The sequence below is a fragment of the Halomonas cerina genome, from assembly GCF_014192215.1.
GTDB lineage: Bacteria > Pseudomonadota > Gammaproteobacteria > Pseudomonadales > Halomonadaceae > Halomonas > Halomonas cerina.
Map to the genome: position 1 here is coordinate 1 of NZ_JACHXP010000016.1, position 19,889 is coordinate 19,889.

The 19,889-nt window shown below is 63.4% G+C and carries 20 protein-coding genes; 6 read left to right on the plus strand and 14 right to left on the minus strand.

Annotated features, from left to right (window positions below; translation table 11 throughout):
* Positions 1 to 177: 177 nt before the first annotated feature.
* Positions 178 to 1,014: a CDP-diacylglycerol--serine O-phosphatidyltransferase gene (gene pssA / locus FHR94_RS14445; RefSeq protein WP_183326538.1), complete on the minus strand. Its 837-nt coding sequence runs from the start codon at positions 1,012 to 1,014 to the stop codon at positions 178 to 180.
* Positions 1,015 to 1,160: 146 nt separating this feature from the next.
* Positions 1,161 to 2,177, minus strand: coding sequence for a ketol-acid reductoisomerase (ilvC, locus tag FHR94_RS14450; protein WP_183326710.1), 1,017 nt, complete (start codon positions 2,175 to 2,177; stop codon positions 1,161 to 1,163).
* Positions 2,178 to 2,361: 184 nt separating this feature from the next.
* On the opposite strand from ilvC, the gene ilvY reads away from it, so the two are divergent.
* Positions 2,362 to 3,255, plus strand: a complete 894-nt coding sequence (gene ilvY / locus FHR94_RS14455; protein WP_183326540.1) for an HTH-type transcriptional activator IlvY — start codon at positions 2,362 to 2,364, stop codon at positions 3,253 to 3,255.
* Positions 3,256 to 3,312: 57 nt separating this feature from the next.
* Here ilvY and ilvN read toward each other — a convergent pair whose 3' ends face one another.
* The 5 genes from ilvN to rluD all read right to left on the minus strand — a co-directional run bounded on the left by ilvN (position 3,313) and on the right by rluD (position 10,608).
* The gene (ilvN, locus tag FHR94_RS14460) at positions 3,313 to 3,804 is read right to left on the minus strand and encodes an acetolactate synthase small subunit (RefSeq protein WP_183326541.1); all 492 of its coding nucleotides are present in this window, start codon (positions 3,802 to 3,804) and stop codon (positions 3,313 to 3,315) included.
* The gene (locus FHR94_RS14465; protein WP_183326543.1) at positions 3,804 to 5,528 is read right to left on the minus strand and encodes an acetolactate synthase 3 large subunit; all 1,725 of its coding nucleotides are present in this window, start codon (positions 5,526 to 5,528) and stop codon (positions 3,804 to 3,806) included. The genes ilvN and FHR94_RS14465 overlap by 1 nt, the downstream gene beginning before the upstream one ends.
* Positions 5,529 to 6,029: 501 nt before the next feature.
* On the minus strand, positions 6,030 to 8,609 hold the full coding sequence (gene clpB / locus FHR94_RS14470) for an ATP-dependent chaperone ClpB (protein WP_183326545.1): 2,580 nt from the start codon (positions 8,607 to 8,609) through the stop codon (positions 6,030 to 6,032).
* Positions 8,610 to 8,896: 287 nt separating this feature from the next.
* Positions 8,897 to 9,652: a peptidoglycan editing factor PgeF gene (gene pgeF, locus FHR94_RS14475; RefSeq protein ID WP_183326548.1), complete on the minus strand. Its 756-nt coding sequence runs from the start codon at positions 9,650 to 9,652 to the stop codon at positions 8,897 to 8,899.
* Complete coding sequence (gene rluD / locus FHR94_RS14480) at positions 9,649 to 10,608, minus strand: 23S rRNA pseudouridine(1911/1915/1917) synthase RluD (protein ID WP_183326550.1); 960 nt, start codon at positions 10,606 to 10,608, stop codon at positions 9,649 to 9,651. The genes pgeF and rluD overlap by 4 nt, the downstream gene beginning before the upstream one ends.
* Before the next feature lie 160 nt (positions 10,609 to 10,768).
* Between rluD and FHR94_RS14485 the strand changes: the two genes are divergently transcribed.
* The 3 genes from FHR94_RS14485 to brnA all read left to right on the plus strand — a co-directional run bounded on the left by FHR94_RS14485 (position 10,769) and on the right by brnA (position 12,399).
* Positions 10,769 to 11,587, plus strand: coding sequence for an outer membrane protein assembly factor BamD (locus FHR94_RS14485; protein ID WP_183326552.1), 819 nt, complete (start codon positions 10,769 to 10,771; stop codon positions 11,585 to 11,587).
* Between the two features lie 322 nt (positions 11,588 to 11,909).
* Positions 11,910 to 12,176 carry a BrnT family toxin gene (locus FHR94_RS14490; protein WP_183326554.1) on the plus strand — a complete coding sequence of 89 codons (267 nt, stop codon included), beginning with the start codon at positions 11,910 to 11,912 and terminating at the stop codon, positions 12,174 to 12,176.
* Complete coding sequence (gene brnA, locus FHR94_RS14495) at positions 12,163 to 12,399, plus strand: type II toxin-antitoxin system BrnA family antitoxin (RefSeq protein WP_183326556.1); 237 nt, start codon at positions 12,163 to 12,165, stop codon at positions 12,397 to 12,399. Before FHR94_RS14490 ends, brnA begins: the two co-directional genes overlap by 14 nt.
* A gap of 84 nt (positions 12,400 to 12,483) precedes the next feature.
* Here brnA and FHR94_RS14500 read toward each other — a convergent pair whose 3' ends face one another.
* On the minus strand, positions 12,484 to 14,115 hold the full coding sequence (locus tag FHR94_RS14500) for an NAD+ synthase (protein WP_183326558.1): 1,632 nt from the start codon (positions 14,113 to 14,115) through the stop codon (positions 12,484 to 12,486).
* Between the two features lie 101 nt (positions 14,116 to 14,216).
* On the opposite strand from FHR94_RS14500, the gene FHR94_RS14505 reads away from it, so the two are divergent.
* Complete coding sequence (locus tag FHR94_RS14505; protein WP_183326560.1) at positions 14,217 to 14,474, plus strand: PP0621 family protein; 258 nt, start codon at positions 14,217 to 14,219, stop codon at positions 14,472 to 14,474.
* Between the two features lie 241 nt (positions 14,475 to 14,715).
* On the opposite strand, the gene thiO is transcribed toward FHR94_RS14505, so the two are convergent.
* Positions 14,716 to 15,804: a glycine oxidase ThiO gene (gene thiO, locus FHR94_RS14510; RefSeq protein ID WP_183326562.1), complete on the minus strand. Its 1,089-nt coding sequence runs from the start codon at positions 15,802 to 15,804 to the stop codon at positions 14,716 to 14,718.
* Positions 15,805 to 15,893: 89 nt separating this feature from the next.
* Between thiO and FHR94_RS14515 the strand changes: the two genes are divergently transcribed.
* Complete coding sequence (locus tag FHR94_RS14515; protein WP_183326564.1) at positions 15,894 to 16,466, plus strand: GspH/FimT family pseudopilin; 573 nt, start codon at positions 15,894 to 15,896, stop codon at positions 16,464 to 16,466.
* A gap of 92 nt (positions 16,467 to 16,558) precedes the next feature.
* Here the strand turns inward: FHR94_RS14515 and FHR94_RS14520 are convergent, their stop codons facing one another.
* Genes FHR94_RS14520 through FHR94_RS14540 form a run of 5 tightly spaced genes read right to left on the minus strand, consistent with a single transcriptional unit; the run spans position 16,559 to position 19,608 of the window.
* A complete protein-coding gene (locus tag FHR94_RS14520; protein ID WP_183326566.1) occupies positions 16,559 to 17,674 on the minus strand; it encodes a pilus assembly PilX family protein in 1,116 nt (371 codons plus the stop codon).
* Positions 17,674 to 18,339, minus strand: coding sequence for a PilW family protein (locus FHR94_RS14525; RefSeq protein ID WP_183326568.1), 666 nt, complete (start codon positions 18,337 to 18,339; stop codon positions 17,674 to 17,676). Before FHR94_RS14525 ends, FHR94_RS14520 begins: the two co-directional genes overlap by 1 nt.
* Positions 18,336 to 18,740: a type IV pilus modification protein PilV gene (gene pilV / locus FHR94_RS19695; RefSeq protein WP_246389980.1), complete on the minus strand. Its 405-nt coding sequence runs from the start codon at positions 18,738 to 18,740 to the stop codon at positions 18,336 to 18,338. Before pilV ends, FHR94_RS14525 begins: the two co-directional genes overlap by 4 nt.
* Positions 18,741 to 18,746: 6 nt before the next feature.
* Positions 18,747 to 19,199 carry a GspH/FimT family pseudopilin gene (locus FHR94_RS14535; RefSeq protein ID WP_183326570.1) on the minus strand — a complete coding sequence of 151 codons (453 nt, stop codon included), beginning with the start codon at positions 19,197 to 19,199 and terminating at the stop codon, positions 18,747 to 18,749.
* 4 nt (positions 19,200 to 19,203) lie between these two features.
* Positions 19,204 to 19,608, minus strand: coding sequence for a type IV pilin protein (locus FHR94_RS14540; RefSeq protein ID WP_425485387.1), 405 nt, complete (start codon positions 19,606 to 19,608; stop codon positions 19,204 to 19,206).
* Positions 19,609 to 19,889: the final 281 nt, after the last annotated feature.

The following is a 19,889-nucleotide window of genomic DNA, read 5'->3' on the forward strand; positions in this document are numbered from 1 at the left end:
CGTAGCGTTTCGAAAAACCTCAAGCAGAACAAGCCCTTCTGCCACTCATCACCGCCTGCAACGTAGCCCGTCGCCGGCAGCGGATGCGTACTTTACGGATTATCCGCGGGCCACGCAAGCCCTGCGGGGAAAAAGTTTCCGGCGAAGATCGAAGGCATGATATCTCGGCGTCAGGCATCAGCTATGGGACGGGGTATGGCGGAGCTTGCGCATCATCGCCAGCAGTGGCCCCGAGCTCACATAGCTACCGAACAGCAACAGCAGCATCACCGAGGGTTCGATGGAGATCACCACAAAGCCGAGCACGATTGCCAGCAAGACCACGAAGGGCACCGGTCCCTTGAGGTCCAGGTCCTTGAAGCTGTAATAGCGGATATTGCTGACCATCAGGATTCCCGTCACCCCCACCACCAGGAGCATCAGCAGCTTGAAGCCGAAGGCCTCGGCATCGAAATTGTGGAAGGTCCAGACACACGCGGCCACCAGAGCCGCCGCGGAGGGACTCGGCAGACCGATGAACCACTTCTTGTCGACGCTGCCGATCTGCACATTGAAGCGGGCCAGGCGCAGGGCGGCGCAGGCGACATAGAGGAAGGCCACCACCCAGCCGGTCTTGCCGACATCCTGGAGGATCCAGGTGAAGGCCACCAGCGCCGGCGCCATGCCGAAGGAGATCATGTCGGCAAGGCTGTCGTACTCCGCCCCGAATGCACTCTGGGTATTGGTCAGGCGTGCCACGCGACCGTCCACGCCATCGAGGACCATAGCGATGAAGATGGCCACCGAGGCTGCGGTGAAGTCACCGTTGATGCCGGCCACCACAGCGAAGAAACCGGAGAACAGCGCCGAGGTGGTAAACAGGTTGGGCAGCAGATAGACGCCCTTTCGTCGCACCTTCTTGCCGCCTTCCTCGGCCTCCTCGATCACCTCCGACTCGCGCAGGAAGCTCGAGGCCAGATCGTCATCACCCGACCGGGACGGCTCGCGTTCATTGTTGCTGGGGTCCTGGCTCATCAGTCCTGTCCGTTGCGGCTTGTCGTCGGCCCCATTCTACACACACAGCAGCGCTTGGCTCATCGTGATGACACCCCTATCCTGAAACGTGACGAGGGCACGGATGCCCGTGCCCTCGTGCAAACTACCGGAACCGTTCCCTCGGATCAGTTCTTCGACTTGTCGACCAGTTGGTTAGCGGCGATCCACGGCATCATGGCGCGGAGCTTTTCGCCGACCTGCTCGATCGGGTGCTCGGCATTCAGGCGGCGACGCGCGGTCATCGACGGGTAGTTGCTGTTGCCCTCGTTGATGAACATCTTGGCGTACTCGCCGGTCTGGATGCGCTTGAGCGCATGGCGCATGGCCTCGCGAGACTGCTCGTTGATGACCTCGGTGCCGGTCACGTACTCGCCATACTCCGCATTGTTGGAGATGGAGTAGTTCATGTTGGCGATGCCGCCCTCGTACATCAGATCGACGATCAGCTTGAGCTCGTGCAGGCACTCGAAGTAGGCCATCTCCGGTGCGTAGCCCGCCTCGGTCAGGGTCTCGAAACCGGCCTTGACCAGCTCCACGGCGCCGCCGCACAGCACCGCCTGCTCACCGAACAGGTCGGTCTCGGTCTCGTCCTTGAAGGTGGTCTCGATGATGCCGCTGCGACCGCCGCCGATGGCGGCCGCGTAGGAGAGCGACAGTTCCTTGGCGTTGCCGGAGGCGTCCTGGTGGATGGCGATCAGGTCGGGAATGCCACCGCCCCGCACGAACTCGGAGCGCACGGTATGGCCCGGCGCCTTGGGCGCAATCATCACCACGTCCAGGTCCTGGCGCGGCTCGATCTGGTTGTAGTGGATATTGAAACCGTGGGCGAAGGCCAGGGTGGCCCCCTGCTTCAGGTTCGGCGCGATCTGGTTTTCGTAGATCGCCTTCTGGTTCTCGTCAGGCGCCAGCACCATTACCACATCGGCCACCTTGGCGGCCTCCTCGACGGAGGCGACCTTCAGGCCGGCGGCCTCGGCCTTGGCGGCGGAGGAAGATCCCTGACGCAGGGCGACGGTGACGTCGACGCCGGACTCCTTGAGGTTGTTGGCATGGGCGTGGCCCTGGGAGCCGTAGCCCACGATGGCCACCTGCTTGCCCTGGATGAGGGAGAGATCGCAGTCCTTGTCGTAGTAGACGCGCATACTCATGCTGTGCTCCTGATCGGAAGAAGTGGAAAACGAGTGTCAGCGTTGATGGCCACCCGCGCCGTCTGGTGCGGCGCTGGGATCCGTTAAAGCCGATGACGTCACTTTACGCCAGCCCTCTGCGTTGCGTAAAACGCGATATTTGCAATACCACATCCCGGAATGTGCAATACTTGCCCCCATGGACATGCGCCCCCTCAAGCACTTCCTCGCGCTGGCCGAGACCCTGCACTTCGGCCGCGCCAGCGAGGCCTGTCACGTCAGCCCCTCGACGCTTTCCCGTTCGATCCGCCAGTTGGAGGAGAGCCTGGGTGGCGTGCGGCTCTTCGAGCGGGACAATCGCCATGTGGTGCTGACCCGACAGGGCCACACCTTCCAGACCTGGGCCCGGGATACCCTGGAGCAGTGGGAACAGTTGCGCCAATCGCTGATGAGCGAGGCCCGCACCCTGACCGGCGAGATCAGCATCTACTGCTCGGTGACCGCCAGCTACAGCTTCCTCTACGATCTGCTCAGCGCGTTCCGCTCCCGTTACCCGGGCATCGAGCTCAAGCTGCATACCGGCGACCCGGCCCAGTCCATGCCCCGGGTGTTGGCCGGCAGCGAGGACATGGCGATCACCTCCCGGCCCCGCCAGCTGCCCGAGGCCTTGGCCTTCAAGTCGCTGACCCGCTCGCCGCTGGTCTTTATCGCCCCGCGGAATGGTGCGCCCTGGATTCCTCCCGCCCCCGAGAGCCCCAGCACCGCCCAGTGGCAGGCAGTCCCCATGGTGCTCTCCGAAGCGGGGCTGTCCCGGGAGGTCAGCGATACCTGGTTCAAGGCACTGGGCGTGACGCCGCGTATCTATGCCCAGGTCGCCGGCCATGAGGCCATCGTCAGCATGGTTGGCTTGGGCTTCGGAGTCGGCGTGGTGCCGAAGATCGTGCTCGATACCAGCCCGCTCTCGGAACGGGTCCGCATCCTGCCGGTCAAGCCCGAGCTGCCCCACTACGACGTGGGGCTGTGCGTGCTCAATCGCCGCCGGAAGAGCCCACTGATCGCCGCCCTGTGGGACGAGGTCGAGGAGCGCGGGTGAGCGGCCACGAAAAAACCGCCCCGAAGGGCGGCCTTTGCAGTCGGGAGATGGGCAAACTTACAGGGAAAGGACTTTATCTCCCCGGGCGATCCCCGACACCCCGGTGCGCGCCACCTCGAGCACCCCCACCGGCGCCATGGCCTGGAGGAAGGCGTCTAGCTTGGCGGCATCGCCGGTGATCTGCACCGTGTAGAGGCTCGGCGTCACGTCCACCACCTGGGCGCGGAAGATGTCCACCGTGCGCTTGACCTCGTCACGAGCCGCCCCCAGCGCCTTGACCTTGACCAGCATCAGCTCACGCTCGATGTGGTTGCCCTCGGTGAGATCCACCAGCTTGACCACGTCGATCAGCTTGTTGAGGTGCTTGGTGATCTGCTCGATCACCCGGTCGTCGCCCACGGTGGTCACGGTCAGCCGCGACAGGGTCTCGTCGTCGGTGGGCGCCACGTTCAGCGTCTCGATGTTGAAGTTACGCTGGGAGAACAGTCCCACCACGCGCGACAGGGCACCCGGTTCGTTTTCCATCAGAATCGAGATGATATGGCGCATCAGGTCCGCTCCGTCTTGGAAAGCAGCATGTCACGCATGGAGCCCAGGGGCACCTGCATCGGATAGACGTGCTCGTGCGGGTCGACGAGAACATCGAGGAAGATCAGCTCATGCTTGTCGGCAAAGGTACGCTCCAGTGCCGGCTCGAGCTCCTCGAGGGTCTCCACCCGCAGCGCGGTAAAGCCATACGACTCGATCAGTTTCTGGAAATCGGGTAGCGACTCCATGTAGGAATGCGCGTGCCGAGACTTATAGTTGAGGTCCTGCCACTGGCGCACCATGCCCAGCGAGGCATTGTTGAGGTTGACGATCTTCACGCCGCCACCGAACTGCTTACAGGTCGACAGCTCCTGCATCATCATCTGGAAGCTGCCCTCGCCGGTCACGCAGATCACCTGCTCGTCCGGGAAGTGCTGCTTGATGCCCATGGCCGCCGGGAAGCCGAAGCCCATGGTGCCGAGCCCCCCGGAGGTGATGAAGCGGTTGGGCTTGTCGAACTTGTAGTACTGGGCCGCGAACATCTGGTGCTGGCCCACATCGGTGGTCACGTAGGCCTCGCCGCGCGTCACCCGGCACAAGGCCTCGATGACCTCCTGGGGCTTGATCGGCTCGCCGGGACGGGACGGCTCGTAGAGCTTGCCGCGGCGCGTCTCGCGCCAGCCGTCGATGGTCTTCCACCACTCGGCCAGCGCCTCGGGATTGGCGATCTCCTTGCCCTGCACGAGGCTGATCATCTCGTCGATCACGCTCGCCGCCGGCCCCACGATCGGCACATCGGCGCGTACCGTCTTGGAGACGGAGCTCGGGTCGATGTCCACATGGATGATCTTGGCCGTGGGGCAGAACTTCGAGGTATTGTTGGTCACCCGGTCGTCGAAGCGCGCGCCGATGGCGATGATCAGGTCGGCATGGTGCATGGCCATGTTCGACTCATAGGAGCCGTGCATGCCCAGCCAGCCCAGCGACTGAGCATCGCTCTGTGGATAGGCGCCGATGCCCATCAGGGTGGTGGTGATCGGGAAGCCCAGCCGCTTGACCAGATCGGTCAGGCCTTCGCAGGCTCGCCCGGTGACCACGCCGCCACCGGTGTAGAACACCGGACGACGCGCCTTGAGCATCAGCTCCACGGCCTTCTTGATCTGGCCGGTATGGCCGCGGGCCACGGGGTTGTACGAGCGCATCCTGACCTTCTTCGGGTAGACGTACTCGTAGCGCTCGGTAGGCGCCGTCATGTCCTTGGGAATGTCCACCACCACCGGGCCGGGGCGGCCGGTGGCGGCCAGGTAGTAGGCCTTCTTGAGGACTTCCGGAATCTCGCTGGGGTGACGGATCGAGAAGCTGTGCTTCACGATCGGCCGGGTCACGCCGATGATATCGGTCTCCTGGAAGGCGTCGTCGCCGATCAAGTGGCTCATCACCTGGCCGCACAGCACTACCATGGGAATCGAGTCCATGTAGGCGGTGGCGATGCCGGTGACCGCATTGGTGGCCCCGGGGCCGGAGGTCACCAGCACCGTGCCCGGCTTGCCGGAAGCCCGGGCATAGCCATCGGCCGCATGGGTGGCGGCCTGTTCGTGGCGGACCAGGATGTGCTTGACCTTGTCCTGGCGGAACAGGGCGTCGTAGATATGCAGCGCCGCCCCACCGGGATAGCCATAGATGTATTCGACGCCCTCGTCCTGAAGGAAGCGGGCGATCATGTCCGCGCCGGAAAGCAATTCCACAGATGTTTCTCCCCTGAAGGTCTCGAGTGCGATCCGTGTCCTTAGTGCGGAACACGGGGTCGAGTGCGACGGTATGCCGCTGCCGACATTGCCGGCACCTGATGCCAAACCCTGGCAAATAGCCCTGTTGGGGCCTGCACTCTCATCACGGCGGTTCACCGCGTCGGGGCGTTGGCCAGGCCGAGCGGTTGGCTCGGGCCCGGAAGTCCTTGGGCGGGTAGAGGCGCTCGGCCTACCCTTCGCACGGGGTTGGGGGGTTGCCCGCTGGTGTCCGTGCCCACGATCAGGAACGCTCAAGATTCTATTAGCATCGCGGAAGTGTCAACCGCGCCCCGCCAAGATCTGACACGGCCCCGGTATACAGGCCCCGGACGGAAGCCCGCAAAAAGCCCGCCGGGCAGGAAGCCGGGCGGGCAAGGGGGTTACAGGACGCAACCTGATGAGAAGTGTAGTACGTCGCCGACCGGTTACCCGGTCGGCGATGTAACGAATTGTGCCCCGTTACTTGTGAAACACCAGGTGTTCCCCCTCGGCATCGACACGGATCACGTCGCCCGGCGAGAAGCGCCCCGCCAGCAGGTCCTGGGCCAGCGGGTTCTCGAGTCGACTTTGGATCGCGCGCTTCAGCGGTCGGGCGCCGAACACCGGATCGAAGCCCACCATGGCCAACTGGGCCATGGCTGCGTCGCTGACCTCGAGGGAAAGCTCATGCTCGGCCAGCCGTGCGCGCAGCCGGTCGAGCTGGATGCCGGCAATGGCCTGGATCTGCGCCTGCTGCAGGGCGTGGAACACCACCACCTCGTCGATGCGGTTGATCAGCTCGGGGCGGAAATGAGCACCCACCACCTCCATGACTGCACTCTTCATCTCCTCATAGTGCTCGTCACCGCCCAGGCGCTGGATGATGTCCGAGCCCATGTTGGAGGTCATCACGATGACGGTGTTGCGGAAGTCCACGGTGCGCCCTTGGCCATCGGTGAGCCGGCCATCCTCGAGCACCTGCAGCAGGATGTTGAAGACATCCGGGTGGGCCTTTTCCACCTCATCGAGCAGCAGCACCGAGTAGGGCTTGCGGCGCACCGCCTCGGTCAGATAGCCCCCCTCCTCGTAGCCCACATAGCCGGGAGGCGCCCCGATCAGCCGCGCCACGGAGTGCTTCTCCATGAACTCCGACATGTCGATGCGTACCATCGCCTCCTCGGTATCGAAGAGGAAACCCGCCAGCGCCTTGCACAGCTCCGTCTTGCCGACCCCGGTGGGACCGAGGAACAGGAAGGAGCCGTTGGGCCGGTTCGGGTCGGCGAGCCCGGCCCGGGAGCGACGCACCGCGTTGGCCACGGCGGTGACAGCCTCGTCCTGGCCGATCACCCGCTCGTGGAGTGCCTCCTCCATGCGCAGCAGCTTGTCGCGCTCGCCCTCGAGCATCTTGGCCACCGGGATGCCGGTCCAGCGCGACACCACCTCGGCGATCTCCTCCTCGGTGACGTTAGAGCGCAGCAGCTTGTGGCCGGAGGTGTCCGCCTCTCCCTCGCCGGCCTCGGCGATCTTCTTCTCGAGCTCGGGAATCACCCCGTACTGCAGCTCCGACATGCGCCCCAGATCCCCCTGGCGACGCGCCTGCTCGAGGTCGGTGCGTGCCCGGTCGAGCTCGTCCTTGAACTGCGCCGCCCCCTGGATGCTGGCCTTCTCGGCCTTCCAGATCTCGTCGAGGTCGGCATACTCCCGCTCGAGCTCGTCGATCTGCTCCTCGAGGCTCTCCAGGCGCTTTTTGGCCGCCTCGTCGGTCTCCTTCTTGAGGTGCTCGCGCTCCATCTTGAGCTGGATCAGCCGGCGGTCGAGACGGTCCATCTCCTCCGGCTTGGAGTCGAGCTCCATGCGGATCCGCGAACAGGCCTCGTCGACCAGGTCGATGGCCTTGTCGGGCAGCTGGCGGTCGGTGATATAGCGGGTCGAGAGTTTGGCCGCGGCGATGATGGCGCCATCGGTGATGTCCACCCCGTGGTGCACTTCGTAGCGCTCCTTGAGGCCGCGCAGGATCGCCACGGTGTCCTCCTCGCTGGGCTCGTCGACCAGCACCTTCTGGAAACGTCGCTCAAGCGCCGCATCCTTCTCGATGTGCTGGCGGTACTCGTCCAGAGTGGTGGCCCCCACGCAGTGCAGCTCGCCGCGCGCCAGCGCCGGCTTGAGCATGTTGCCGGCATCCATGGCGCCCTCGGCCTTACCGGCGCCGACCATGGTATGCAGCTCGTCGATGAACAGGATCACCCGGCCCTCCTCCTGGGCCAGCTCCTTGAGCACCGCCTTCAAGCGCTCCTCGAACTCGCCGCGGAACTTGGCGCCGGCGAGCAGCGCGCCCATGTCCAGCGACAGCACCCGCTTGTCCTTGAGCCCTTCCGGTACCTCACCATCGACGATGCGCTGGGCCAGGCCCTCGACGATGGCGGTCTTGCCCACGCCGGGCTCGCCGATCAGCACCGGGTTGTTCTTGGTGCGCCGCTGCAGCACCTGGATGGTACGGCGGATCTCGTCGTCGCGGCCGATGACCGGGTCGAGCTTGCCGTTGGCGGCCCGTTCGTTGAGGTCCAGGGTGTACTTCTCCAGCGCCTCACGCTGATCCTCGGCATTGGGATCGTCGACCTTCTCGCCGCCCCGCACGCTGTCGATGGCGGCCTCGAGTGCCTTGCGGGTGATCCCTGCCTGGCCCAGCAATTTGCTCACCGCATGACGCATCTCCAGCGCGGCGAGCAGCACCAGTTCGCTGGCGATGTACTGATCGCCGCGATTCTGGGCCTCGCGGTCGGTGAGGTTGAACAACTTGATCAGGTCACGGGAGGGCTGCACCTCACCCTCGAACTGGCTGACCTTGGGTAGATCATCCAGGTGCCCCACCAGGGCATCACGCAGCCGTGCGGCATCACCGCCGGCCTTCTGCACCAGCGCCTTGACGCCGGTATCCCGGGCATCGAACAGGGCCAGCAGCAAATGACCGGGCTCGAGCTGGTTATGCCCGCGCCCCACGGCCAGGGACTGGGCATCGGCCACGGCGTTCTGCAGCTTGGCGGTGAACTTGTCGAATCGCATACGCTTTCCTCCGTCGGGGGAGACGGCGCGATTCGGACGCACCGCCTGTCCCGGTGTCATGGGTCTTGACAACCTAAGTGGCGTCAGGATGGCCGGCTTTCAAGGCGCCAGCCACCGGAAAGCGAAGCGGGTTGATATGGGTCAAGGGTGCGGGCTGCGGGCTGCGGGCTGCGGGCTGCGGGCTGCGGGCTGCGGGCTGCGGGCTGCGGGCTGCGGGCTGCGGGCTGCAATCTCTGACGCTGCCAGTCCCCGTCAACTGCCCGAAGCTCGAAGCCCGTGGCCCGTTGCTACCTGAGCCAGATCACGCTGGCCATGCGACCGGTGACGCCGTCATCGCGACGGTAGGAGTAGAAGCGGGACTCGCAGGCGGTGCAGAAGTGCCCACCGCTGATGTGGGCCACCCCGAGGCGTTCCAGGCGCAGGCGTGCCAGCTTGTAGAGGTCGGCCATGAAGTGGCCCAGACGGTAGGGGCTGGGCTCGAAGGCGCCGAGGGACTCCGGGTGCACCGCGACGAAGGCCTGACGCACCTCCGGGCCCACCTCGAACTGGGCATTGGAGATGGCGGGGCCGAGCCAGGCCATCAACTCCTCGGCGGGAATGCCCAGGGCCGCCACCGTCGCCTCGAGCACGCCGCCGGCCAGCCCACGCCAGCCGGCATGAGCCACTCCGATGCGCTCGCCGGCCCGGTCGCAGAAGAACACCGGCAGGCAATCGGCGGTCAGCACCACGCAGGCGTAGTCGCGCCCCGTGGCTACCGCAGCATCGGCCTCGGGCACCTGGCTCGAGAACTCCTGCTGCACCCGCGCCCCGTGCACCTGGTCCAGCCACAGCAGCGGACGGTCGTCGCCGATCATCTTGTGCAACTGCCGACGACAGAGCGCCACGTGGTAGGGATTGTCGTCCACATGCTCGGCAGGGTTGAAGGCGGCGAACTCCCCCTGGCTGGGACCGGTCTCGCGGGTGGTGACGAAGGCGCCCACGTTAGCGGGCGCCGGCCAGTCGGGCGTGATCAGGGTCGGGCGCAGTTCCAGGGCATCGCTCATTGCATCGTCTCGGCGTCGTCGCGAAGGAAGTCGAGCAGCATCAGCAGGTCATCCGGCAGCGGCGCGCGGAAGACCATTTGCTCGCCGCTGCCCGGGTGCACGAAGGCTAGCTTGCGGGCATGCAGCGCCTGACGGGGAAACTCGCGCAGCACTTCCTTGAGGGGCTCGCCGGCGCCGCCCGGCAGCTTCAACCGCCCTCCGTAGACAGGATCACCGATCAGCGGGTAACGCAGGTGTGCCAGGTGCACCCGGATCTGGTGGGTGCGACCGGTTTCCAGGCGACAGCGCACATGGGTATGGGCGCGAAAGCGCTCCACTACCCGGTAGTGGGTCACCGCGGGCTTGCCGGAGGCATTGACTGCCTGGCGCTTGCGGTCCTTCGGGTGGCGGCCGATGGGGGCGTCCACGGTACCGCCGGCGGTCATTACCCCGACCACCACGGCATCGTACTCCCGGGACACGCTGCGCGCCTGGAGCTGCTCCACCAGGGTGGTCTGGGCCGCCAGGGTCTTGGCCACCACCATCAGGCCGCTGGTGTCCTTGTCCAGGCGGTGCACGATGCCGGCCCGGGGGATCGCCGCGAGCCCCGGGCAGTGATGCAGCAGGCCGTTGAGCAGCGTGCCGTCGGGATTGCCGGCGGCCGGGTGCACCACCAGGCCGGGCGGCTTGTCGAGCACCAGCACCTCATCGTCTTCGAAGACGATGTCCAGCGGGATCTGTTCCGGCTCGAAGCGGGTGTCATCCTCGATCTCGGCGGCAAGCGCCAGCGCCTCGCCCCCATAGACCTTATCCTTGGGTTTGGCGGGGCTGCCGTCGACGGTCAAGGCACCGTCCTTGATCCATCCCTTAAGACGCTCCCGGGAGAAGTCGGCGAAGAGTTCGGCGGCGGCCTGGTCGAGGCGCAGGCCGGCCATGCGCTCGGGAACGCGTTGCTGGGCTTCGAGGGTCTGGGACATGGGCTCGCGAATGGGTCCGTCTGCTTGGGTCTGCACCGCCCGCCGATGGCCCGGCGGCATGCGGCCGGATGACTGCGTTTCGCCGCGAGGTGCTTTATAGTGGGCGGATGTCGGCCGATTCTAGCACGGTCGCCCCGGGTTGTTTGACATGAGGATCACGATGCACCTTATCAGCTCCCCCGCCCGCCTGGCCGCCCTGCTGCTGGCCGGCGCCCTGCTGGCCGGCTGTGCCAGCACTCCCGAGGACGAGGAAGCCGAGCTCGACGGCGTCGCCGAGCGCGAACTCTACGAGGAGGGGCGCGAGGCCCTGGAGGGTGGCCGCCTGACCACCGCCATCAACCGCCTCGAGGCCATCGATACCCGCTTTCCCTTCGGTGAACACGCCGAGCAGGCCCAGCTAGAGCTGATCTACGCCTACTACGAGACCGACGACTGGGAAGCCGCCCGGGCCGCCGCCAGCCGTTTCATCCGCCTGCACCCGGAGCACCCCCAGGTCGACTACGCCTACTACATGCGTGGCCTGGCCGCCTGGCAGGCCGGCCGCTTCAGCCTCGAAGGCCTGCGGCTGATCGATATCTCCAAGCGCGACCTGGGCGCCACTCGCGACGCCTACAGCGACTTCAGCGAGCTGGTCCAGCGGTTCCCTGACAGCCAGTACGCACCGGACGCCCGCCAGCGCATCGTCTACCTGCGCAACCTACTGGCCCGCCATGAGCTGCACGTGGCCGACTTCTACCTACGCAAAGGGGCCTACGTGGCCGCCGTGGAGCGCGGCCGCTGGGTGCTGGAGAACTATCCCCAGTCCCAGGCCACCCGCGACGCCCTGGCGATGATGGTGGAGGGTTACCTGGGCCTCGACATGCGCGATCGTGCCCGCGAGACCCTGCGGGTGCTGATCGACAACGCCCCCGATCATGAGCGCCTGGACGGCCGCACCTTCAGGCCGCAGCACGTCGACGCCCGACCGGTCTCGGTCTGAGGCGAGCGCCGAGCGCCGAGCGCCGAGCGCCGAGCGCCGAGCGCCGAGCGCCGAGCGCCGAGCGCCGAGCGCCGAGCGCCGAGCGCCGAGCAGTATGATGCCGAATTCGGATCTGGCGCCAATGAGAAACCCCACCGGGTGTCGAGTCCGGTGGGGTTTCTCGTGTACTGCCTCGATATCCGCCGCCCGTCACTGAGCAGCTCGGCGCTTGCAGCTGGGCGCTGTCGTCATTCCCCGGGCTGTCAGGAATAGTGCCGTTCTTATACCCAGCCTTGGAACAAATCCCTTTTCCACGAATATAGAAAAGGTATACTTTTTATCCATGGACGCTTTCGAGTTCGACTCGCGCAAGAGCGAGGCAAACCGGCATAAGCACGGCATCGACTTTGTCGATGCCCAGCGTCTCTGGGAAGACCCGGACTTGCTGGAGGTCCCGGCAAAGACCATGGATGAGCCACGGTTCGTAGTGATTGGCAAGATCGATGGGAAGCACTGGTCCGGTATCATTACCTACCGAGAAAAGCACATTCGCCTGATCTCGGTCAGGCGCTCACGCAGCAGTGAGGTAGCCCTCTATGAAAGCCCATGATCTCGATAGCCGCTTCGATGAAGGTGACGACATCATCGATGAGCTTGACCTGACGCAAGCCAGGCGCCCGCTCAGAAAGCAGAAGCGTGTCAACGTCGATTTCCCGACCTGGATGATCGACTCGCTGGACCGGGAAGCCGCTCGTCTCGGCGTCACTCGCCAATCGATCATCAAGATCTGGCTCGCCGAGCGTCTGGAACAGCACGGCTCACATTCGCACTGACCCTCCCCCCTTGGTAGAACGCCACCGCCCGGAAGAGCGGTGGCGTTGCTTTGGGCTGGGCGCTCGGCGCTGCCCGAAGGGCGCTTACTCCCCCGGCTGCCAGCCGTTGACGATGGGGTAGCGGCGATCCCGGCCGAAGCCGCGGCGGGTGACCCGCACGCCCACCGGGGCCTGGCGGCGCTTGTACTCGTTGCGATCCACCAGCTTGACCACCTGGTAGACGTCATCGCGCTCGAAGCCCGCCTCGATGATCGCCTCGGCGCTCATATCCCCCTCGATGTAGCGCACCAGGATGGCATCCAGCACATCGTAGTGAGGCAGCGAATCGATATCCTCCTGGCCCGGCGCCAGCTCGGCCGAGGGCGGGCGATCGATCACCCGCTCGGGGATCGCCGGCGACTGGGCGTTGCGCCAGCGGGCAAGGCGATAGACCCAGGTCTTGTAGACGTCCTTGAGCGCGTTGTATCCCCCTACCATGTCGCCGTAGAGCGTCGCGTAGCCCACCGCCATCTCGCTCTTGTTGCCGGTGGTCAGCACCATCAGCCCCTTCTTGTTGGAGATCGCCATCAGCACCACGCCGCGACAGCGCGACTGCAGGTTCTCCTCGGTGGTGTCGGGCAGGGTGCCGGCGAAACTCTTGGCCAGGCTCTCGTTGAAGGCCTCGACCACCGTCTCGATGGACAGCACGTCATAGCCGACGCCGAGCAGCCTCGCCTGTTCGGCGGCATCGTCCTTGGAGATGTCCGCCGTGTAGTGATAGGGCATCATCATGGCATGGACGCGATCCGCCCCCAGGGCGTCGACGGCGATGGCCAGTGACAAGGCCGAATCGATGCCCCCGGAAAGCCCCATGACCACCCCTTGGAAGCGGCACTTGTTGACGTAGTCACGCACCCCCGTGACAAGCGCCGCGTAGAGATCCTCCTCGGGCTCGACCTCGGGCTGGGTCTCGCCGAGACGCGGCTCCCACCTGCCGTTCTCGCGCACGAACTGCACCGGCATCAGCCCCACTTCCCAATGCGGCGCCTGGACCCGCAGTTCCCCCTCGCGGCTTACACAGGCCGATCCGCCATCGAAGACGAGCTCGTCCTGTCCGCCGATCATGTTGACGTAAACCAGCGGCAGCCGGACATCCCGGGCACGCTGCTCGAACAGCGCCAGGCGTTCGGCCGGCTTGTCCTGGTGGTAGGGTGACGCGTTGAGGGTGAGGAGGATCTCGGCGCCGGCATCGCTCGCCTGCTTCACCGGCTCCTCCGCCCAGATATCCTCGCAGATCAGGATACCGAGCCTGGCCCCCTTGTGCTCGATCACCAGCGGGCGACTGCCCGGCGTGAAGTAGCGACGCTCATCGAACACCAGGTAGTTGGGGAGTGCCTGCTTGGCATACTCGTCCAGCCACTCGCCGTTGTAGAGCACCCCGGCCAGGTTCCAGGTATGCCCTTCGCGGCGGCCGGGATAGCCGACGATCACCATGACGTCGCGTACCACCTTCTCGGCCATGCGCGTGCGCGCATGACGCAGGCGCGTTTCCATGGAAGGGCGGAAGAGCAGGTCTTCCGGCGGATAGCCGGTCAGGAAGAGTTCCGGCAGCACCACGATATCGGCTCCATGCTCGAGGCGCGCCTCGCGCACCGCCTCGATGGCACTATCGGTATTGCCGGGAATGTCCCCGACCAGCGGGTCCAGCTGAGCCATCACCAATGTCAGGTCTTGCATGGGCGTAGAAATCTCTCGAGAATCCTCTGATACCTGCATTGTCCCGCAAGGGCGGTCGAGTGGCAAAGGCGACCGACCCCATCCAGGGAGTCACCGTAAGGATGAACCTGTTGCTGATACGCCTGATCATCTTCGCCGTGCTGCTCTTCGCCGGCCTCAAGCTCTACCGCATGTACCGGGAGTGGAAGCTGGAGCGCGAGGAAGCCGACCGCAGTGTGCCCCAGGGCGGCCAGATGGTGCGCTGTGCCTGGTGCCAGGTGCACCTCCCGGAAGACGACGCCCTGCGCGAGCGGGGGCAGTGGTTCTGCTCCCCCGACCACCGGGACAAGTATCTCGAGGAGCAGAAGCGGGAGGAGTGAGGGCCAAGCAGCCAAGCAGCCAAGCAGCCAAGCAGCCAAGCAGCCAAGCAGCCAAGCAGGATGGTGGCAGCGGCACCTCCCGGGCAGCTAGGCGGGTTTTCGTGGGAGCGCAATTTATTGCGCGATGGCGCCGCCAGGCGCCCAGTACACACCACAGCGCGCCGACACATCGCGCAGCAAGCTGCGCTCCCACGACCTCCCAGTTTCCGCGAACTGTAACGAAACTTGTTACCGGCCCGCACTACCGGTCTTTCAGCCGATAGGGCATAGGATCCAGGATCGGTTCACGACCCAGCAACTGGTCGACCAGCAGCCGGGTCGAGGCCGGGGCCAGCACCAGGCCGTTGCGGTAGTGGCCCGCGTTCACGTGCAAGTTCTCAAGGCCCGGCACCGCGCCGATGAAGGGCATGCCATCGGGCGAGCCGGGGCGCAGCCCCGCCCAGTGATGTTCCACCGCGCAGTCGGCCAGGGCCGGCACGATGCGCGTGGCGCTCTGCCGCAGCGAGACGTGTGCTTCCTCGGTAACCGTCTTGTCGAAGCCCACCTCCTCCAGGGTCGAACCGGCCAGCACCCGGCCGTCGGCCCGCGGGATGACGTACCGCCCGTCCATCAGCACCACCCGCCGAACCAGGTCGGGGGGCGCCTTGAAGAGGATCATCTGCCCCTTCACCGGACGCACCGGCAGCCGGAGGCCGGTCGTCTCGAGCAGCCCCGCCGCCCAGGCCCCACCGCAGACGATCACCTGGTCGGCCGCTAGTGGCCCGGTGGCGGTCTCCACCGCCGTGACCCGCCCGCCGGACCGGCGAAACCCCTGCACCTCGCAGCCCTCGCGGAGCGTGACCCCCGGCATGTCTGCCAGCCGACGCCGCAGTGCCTGCGTGAGACGAGGGTTGCGGATGCTGCCCAGGGTCGGCATCCACAGCGCCCCGTCACAGCCCGGTGCGACATTGGGCTCCTTGGCGTACAGGAAGTCTGACCCCACCCGCTCCAGCGGCTTGCCCACCTTGCGGGCCCAGGCCAGCGCCCTGCTCTCGTCGTCGACGCGCAGGTAGAGCAAGCCCCGCTGGCGATATTCCGGGTCGATGCCGGTCTCTTCCAGCAGGCGCAGCGCCAGCTCGGGGTAGAAGCCCTCCGACCAGGTGGACAAGCGCGAGATGGGCGCCGAGTAGCGCCAAGGATAGAGCGGCGAGACGATACCGCCCCCGGCCCAGGAGGCCTCGCGGCCGCACTGGCCGCGCTCGAGCAGAGTCACCGAATGGCCGGCATCGGCCAGTTGCAGGGTGGTCATCATGCCGATGACGCCCCCCCCCACGACGAGAAAATCACTCACAGGCGATATCCGAAATGGCTTATGGAGAAAAAGCGGTGACAGGCTAGCGTGAAGGAAGCCCCAGGGAGGGGGCGTTCCAGGAGGGAGCCATGCGTCTCGTCACCACCCGCGGCCAACACCATACCGGCAAGGCCAGCCGGCTGGCAAAGCCGCCCCAGGGCGGTGTAACCCTGATCGAGCTGCTGGTCGCCCTCGCCGTGCTGGTAATCACGATCACTTGGGCCGTGCCGAGCTTTCAGCAGTTCAGCGCACGCAATGAAGTCGCCGCTGAGGTACTCAGGATCAAGACAGCTCTTTCGATAGCCCGGAATACGGCGATCGCGCGGAGAACGAAGATCACAGTGTGCTCAAGCACTGGGCCACTTTATGAGACTTGCGACTTCGATGACTGGAGCCACGACTGGGTTATCGTTGAAGGGAAGGTAACGGGAGGAAGATTGACCGGTCATACTATTCTCAGGCAGCTGAAAAGCATGGATGGAGTTACTGCCAGTTTCAGCAGAAACGATCGTCCAGTACAGTATGGAGAACTAGGAAGGACTACAGGATATAATGGCACTTTCAGCCTATGTGGTCATGGCGATGCTGGAGCACAGGTTGTTGTCAGTAATTTCGGTAGAGTTCGAGTTGAGACAACACAGCCATCTTGCCCAGATACCTGACTACACCTTCGCAAAACATGCTTCTCTCATCCGTGCAGTAGCGAATCGATCATAGTCAAAGTAGAGATATTAAAAAACGATGCACCTCCCACTCAATTCCATTCAAGGATTTCCTTAAAGCTTGCAGAGCCACCTCCGTCACCTTCATCCAACCCAAGAAGCTCCTGAACCGTCACTCCAAATGGCGAGATAGCCTGTTCCACGGCAGTCTCATCGAACCACACGGTCCCCTTGTTACCGCCACCATTGAACTTAGCTCTTGTAGCCATCATAGGAGTCCAATCATCACCAGAAAAGTCCACGTTCATCACAACCAACATACCAGAAAGATCTGCGTTCCCTCCTATACGCGCCTGACCATTCAGCACGACATGGAGGCCCTCAAGGTTACTATTACCGGTTACATCCAGGCCATATTCATAAAAATGGACACCCGGGTACTTGCTTGAAGCATTAACACCTTCATCCAAGTATTGCTTGTACATCCCCTTAATAATCTCAACTAACCCAAGGTAGGGATAACCGTTCCCAGCCAAGGTCTCACTCCCCTCTTCCAGCGACAGCCCTGTCTTATTATTCCCTGTAATGCCATCCATTATATCTTGCGCACTCAGCCCTCCTTCTGCCTCATAGAGAGACACCGCATACACCTTGTTTGACACCCCATCAACCTCAATAACACCACCCGCCATCCTGCTTTGCTGAGAGTTAGGCCACTGCACTTCTGCATTCTCTGCTATACCGCCTGGAAATACTGTCGCAGAAGGGTCACCAAAACCGGAAAGGTTGAACTCAACAAAAACCGGATCGCTTTGGGCGCCACTACCATTTTCGGTGGCCCCCATCGCTACAATATACTGATCAAAGCCATCCTCAATATAGCGATAGTAGCAGGTCACTCCTCCACCACAGGCATCGCCACTTTTCGCAAATTCAAAATTACCATCATCAACAAAGTCACTCCAGTTCATTGCCTCAATAGAAGATTTCGATGCAGAAGAGAAGTTCATGACCCCACTTCCAAGTTTTTCCCACCCCTCCGATGCAGCCATTTCAGCCCCCATCTGCGCCTCAGCCATAGCCTTGTAGTTACCCGCCAGGCGCTCCTCTATCAGCGCTGACTGCATACCCGAGACACCCAGCATCAGTGATACTGTCAGAAGTGAAAGCACAACAATAAGTGCTGCACCACCTTGCTTATTAAACATCACTCACACCCATCCTTATAACCATGAGCATTATAGCAATTATTCCCATACATCTTCGAGCCATCCATGTAATAACCGGGGTTATCAGGATTCGGGGTCTGACTTGGATCATCATCGCCGGTTTCGCCGGTTTCGCCGGTTTCGCCGGTTTCGCCGGTTTCGCCGGTTTCGCCGGTTTCGCCGGTTTCGCCGGTTTCGCCAGTGTTGCCGACACCAGCAACCGCCTCTCTGCGACTCATCGCATAAAACTCGATAGGCGACGACCCCCTACCCAAAGTCAAGGAAATCAAGTAAAGCCCATCAGTGTCTGCATCCGGAGTAGCCTTCAGTGTCCCGCTGCAGCCATCGGCATCGGAAAAACCATCTACCAGAGGTTGATCCTCGTCAGTGTCGTAAAGGGTGCAACTGTGCCCATCCTCTGAATCTTTGAATTCGTAGCGATCTTGGTCAAAACTGCCGCTACGAATCTCGCGAACCAGGACATCCGATGCGAACGTGAGCGCCGCCTGCTTGTCACCGAGCTGCTCTATCTGCCGAAAGTTCTGTAGCCCCAACAGGAAAAGCTGTCCGGCCCCCAGCGTAATGATCAAGCCAATCACCAAGGCGATCATCAGCTCGACCAAGCTAAACCCTTGCTGACAGTATGCGCTTTTTATTTGCTTCATGGCGTGCCCGGTAAGCGAAAGGTGTAGCTAAGCGTCTCGGTCGTACCGCCGAAGCGCATTTCATTCCAAGTCACATTCACCGTAAAGGAGCAGTCACCCGATGGCGCGTACGATAGGGCACTCAGGCCGGGCAACCTCGATGACCAGTTGGATTGCCAGCCCACCGCATCCACATCATCTGGATCGGGGCAGGCGGGAAACGACGCTTCTAGCTCTGCCCACAGCCGCTCCTGAGCATCTTGCGCCGCAAGCGAGGCGACAGAACGCTGATACCCAGCATGCGCGCTCTGCAGCGCCTTGAGCTGCATCCCCGCTACCCCCAGCAGGCCGATGGAAAGTACCAGCAGCGCGATCAGTGCCTCGATTAGAGTAAAGCCTCGGGATGCCCTGAACCTTGCCATGGAGATCTACGCTCCCTCTGCCAATGACTTGCCGACCCGGCCGAAGCGGCTGACGGCAATGGCTTTTGCCGAGCTGTAATCATGACTCAGCGTAATGGTGCAACCGCTGCTGCAGTCGGTAGAGCCATCATCGACCCGGCCCGCACCATTGAAGGTGATCGCCAGATCGGCACTCACATTTACCTTGCCACTGCCTCCGCTTCGTTGTCGTAGCACATTAGCTTCGCTATCCACCACCTGGTAGGACCAGCCTTGATCAAGGTCGAAGGTCACAAGCTCGCGCCGCTTGATGGCTTCGCTGCGGGCATAGTTGAGGCCGGACAGGATCTCGTTGTACTCAGTGGCCATCTGGTTGCTCGCCATCATGCTCTGGAAACCTGGTACGGCGATGGTCGCCATGATGACGATCACGGCGATGGTGACCAGAAGCTCGATAAGGGTAAAGCCACGATATCGCATCGTCTCACCAGCACCCTGACTCAGGCGTCGTGGCTCCCGCCTCGTCAATCGTCAATGTCTTGCACACCGCCTTGACCTGGTTGCCATCATGCGTGGCAGTCAGCGTATAAGAGGAAGCCGAGGGGGATCCCGTAATCTCGTAATACCCCTCATCGGAATCGACGGGTAGGCTGATACAGCCGTTATAGGTGTAGTCAGCGGTGTAGCAACGCTCCAGCTCGCCTGCCAGTTCCATCAACTTCGCCTGACCGTCACTGACACGTGCGTTTTGCACGTAGTTTTGATAGCTGGGATATGCAATCGCCGCGAGGATGCCGATAATCGCCACCGCAATCAGCAGCTCGATCAGCGTAAAGCCTGAGTGGCGGCAGCCATGGGTGGCCAGGTGTCGGGTGCGGGTCGGGGTCACACCGGGGACCTCCCTGCGGATCGTGGCTAGTGTTTCAGTATGTATCAAGCTCGGGCGTGGCGATAGGGTCTGATGCCGGAGTGACCAGTCGGATGAGGCTTCCTGCGACCAAAGATGTAAGCCCTCGGCCGAACAGGATGCCCGAACTGTTTTCACCGGCTTGTGAGCATAAGCATACGTCAGACGACGCCCGCTACCTAATACTTCCAGCTGACCAATGGCGATGAGAGGCCCCACCCGGCGTGCGCCATCACCTGCCTCAACGACAACACCGCCGTCAC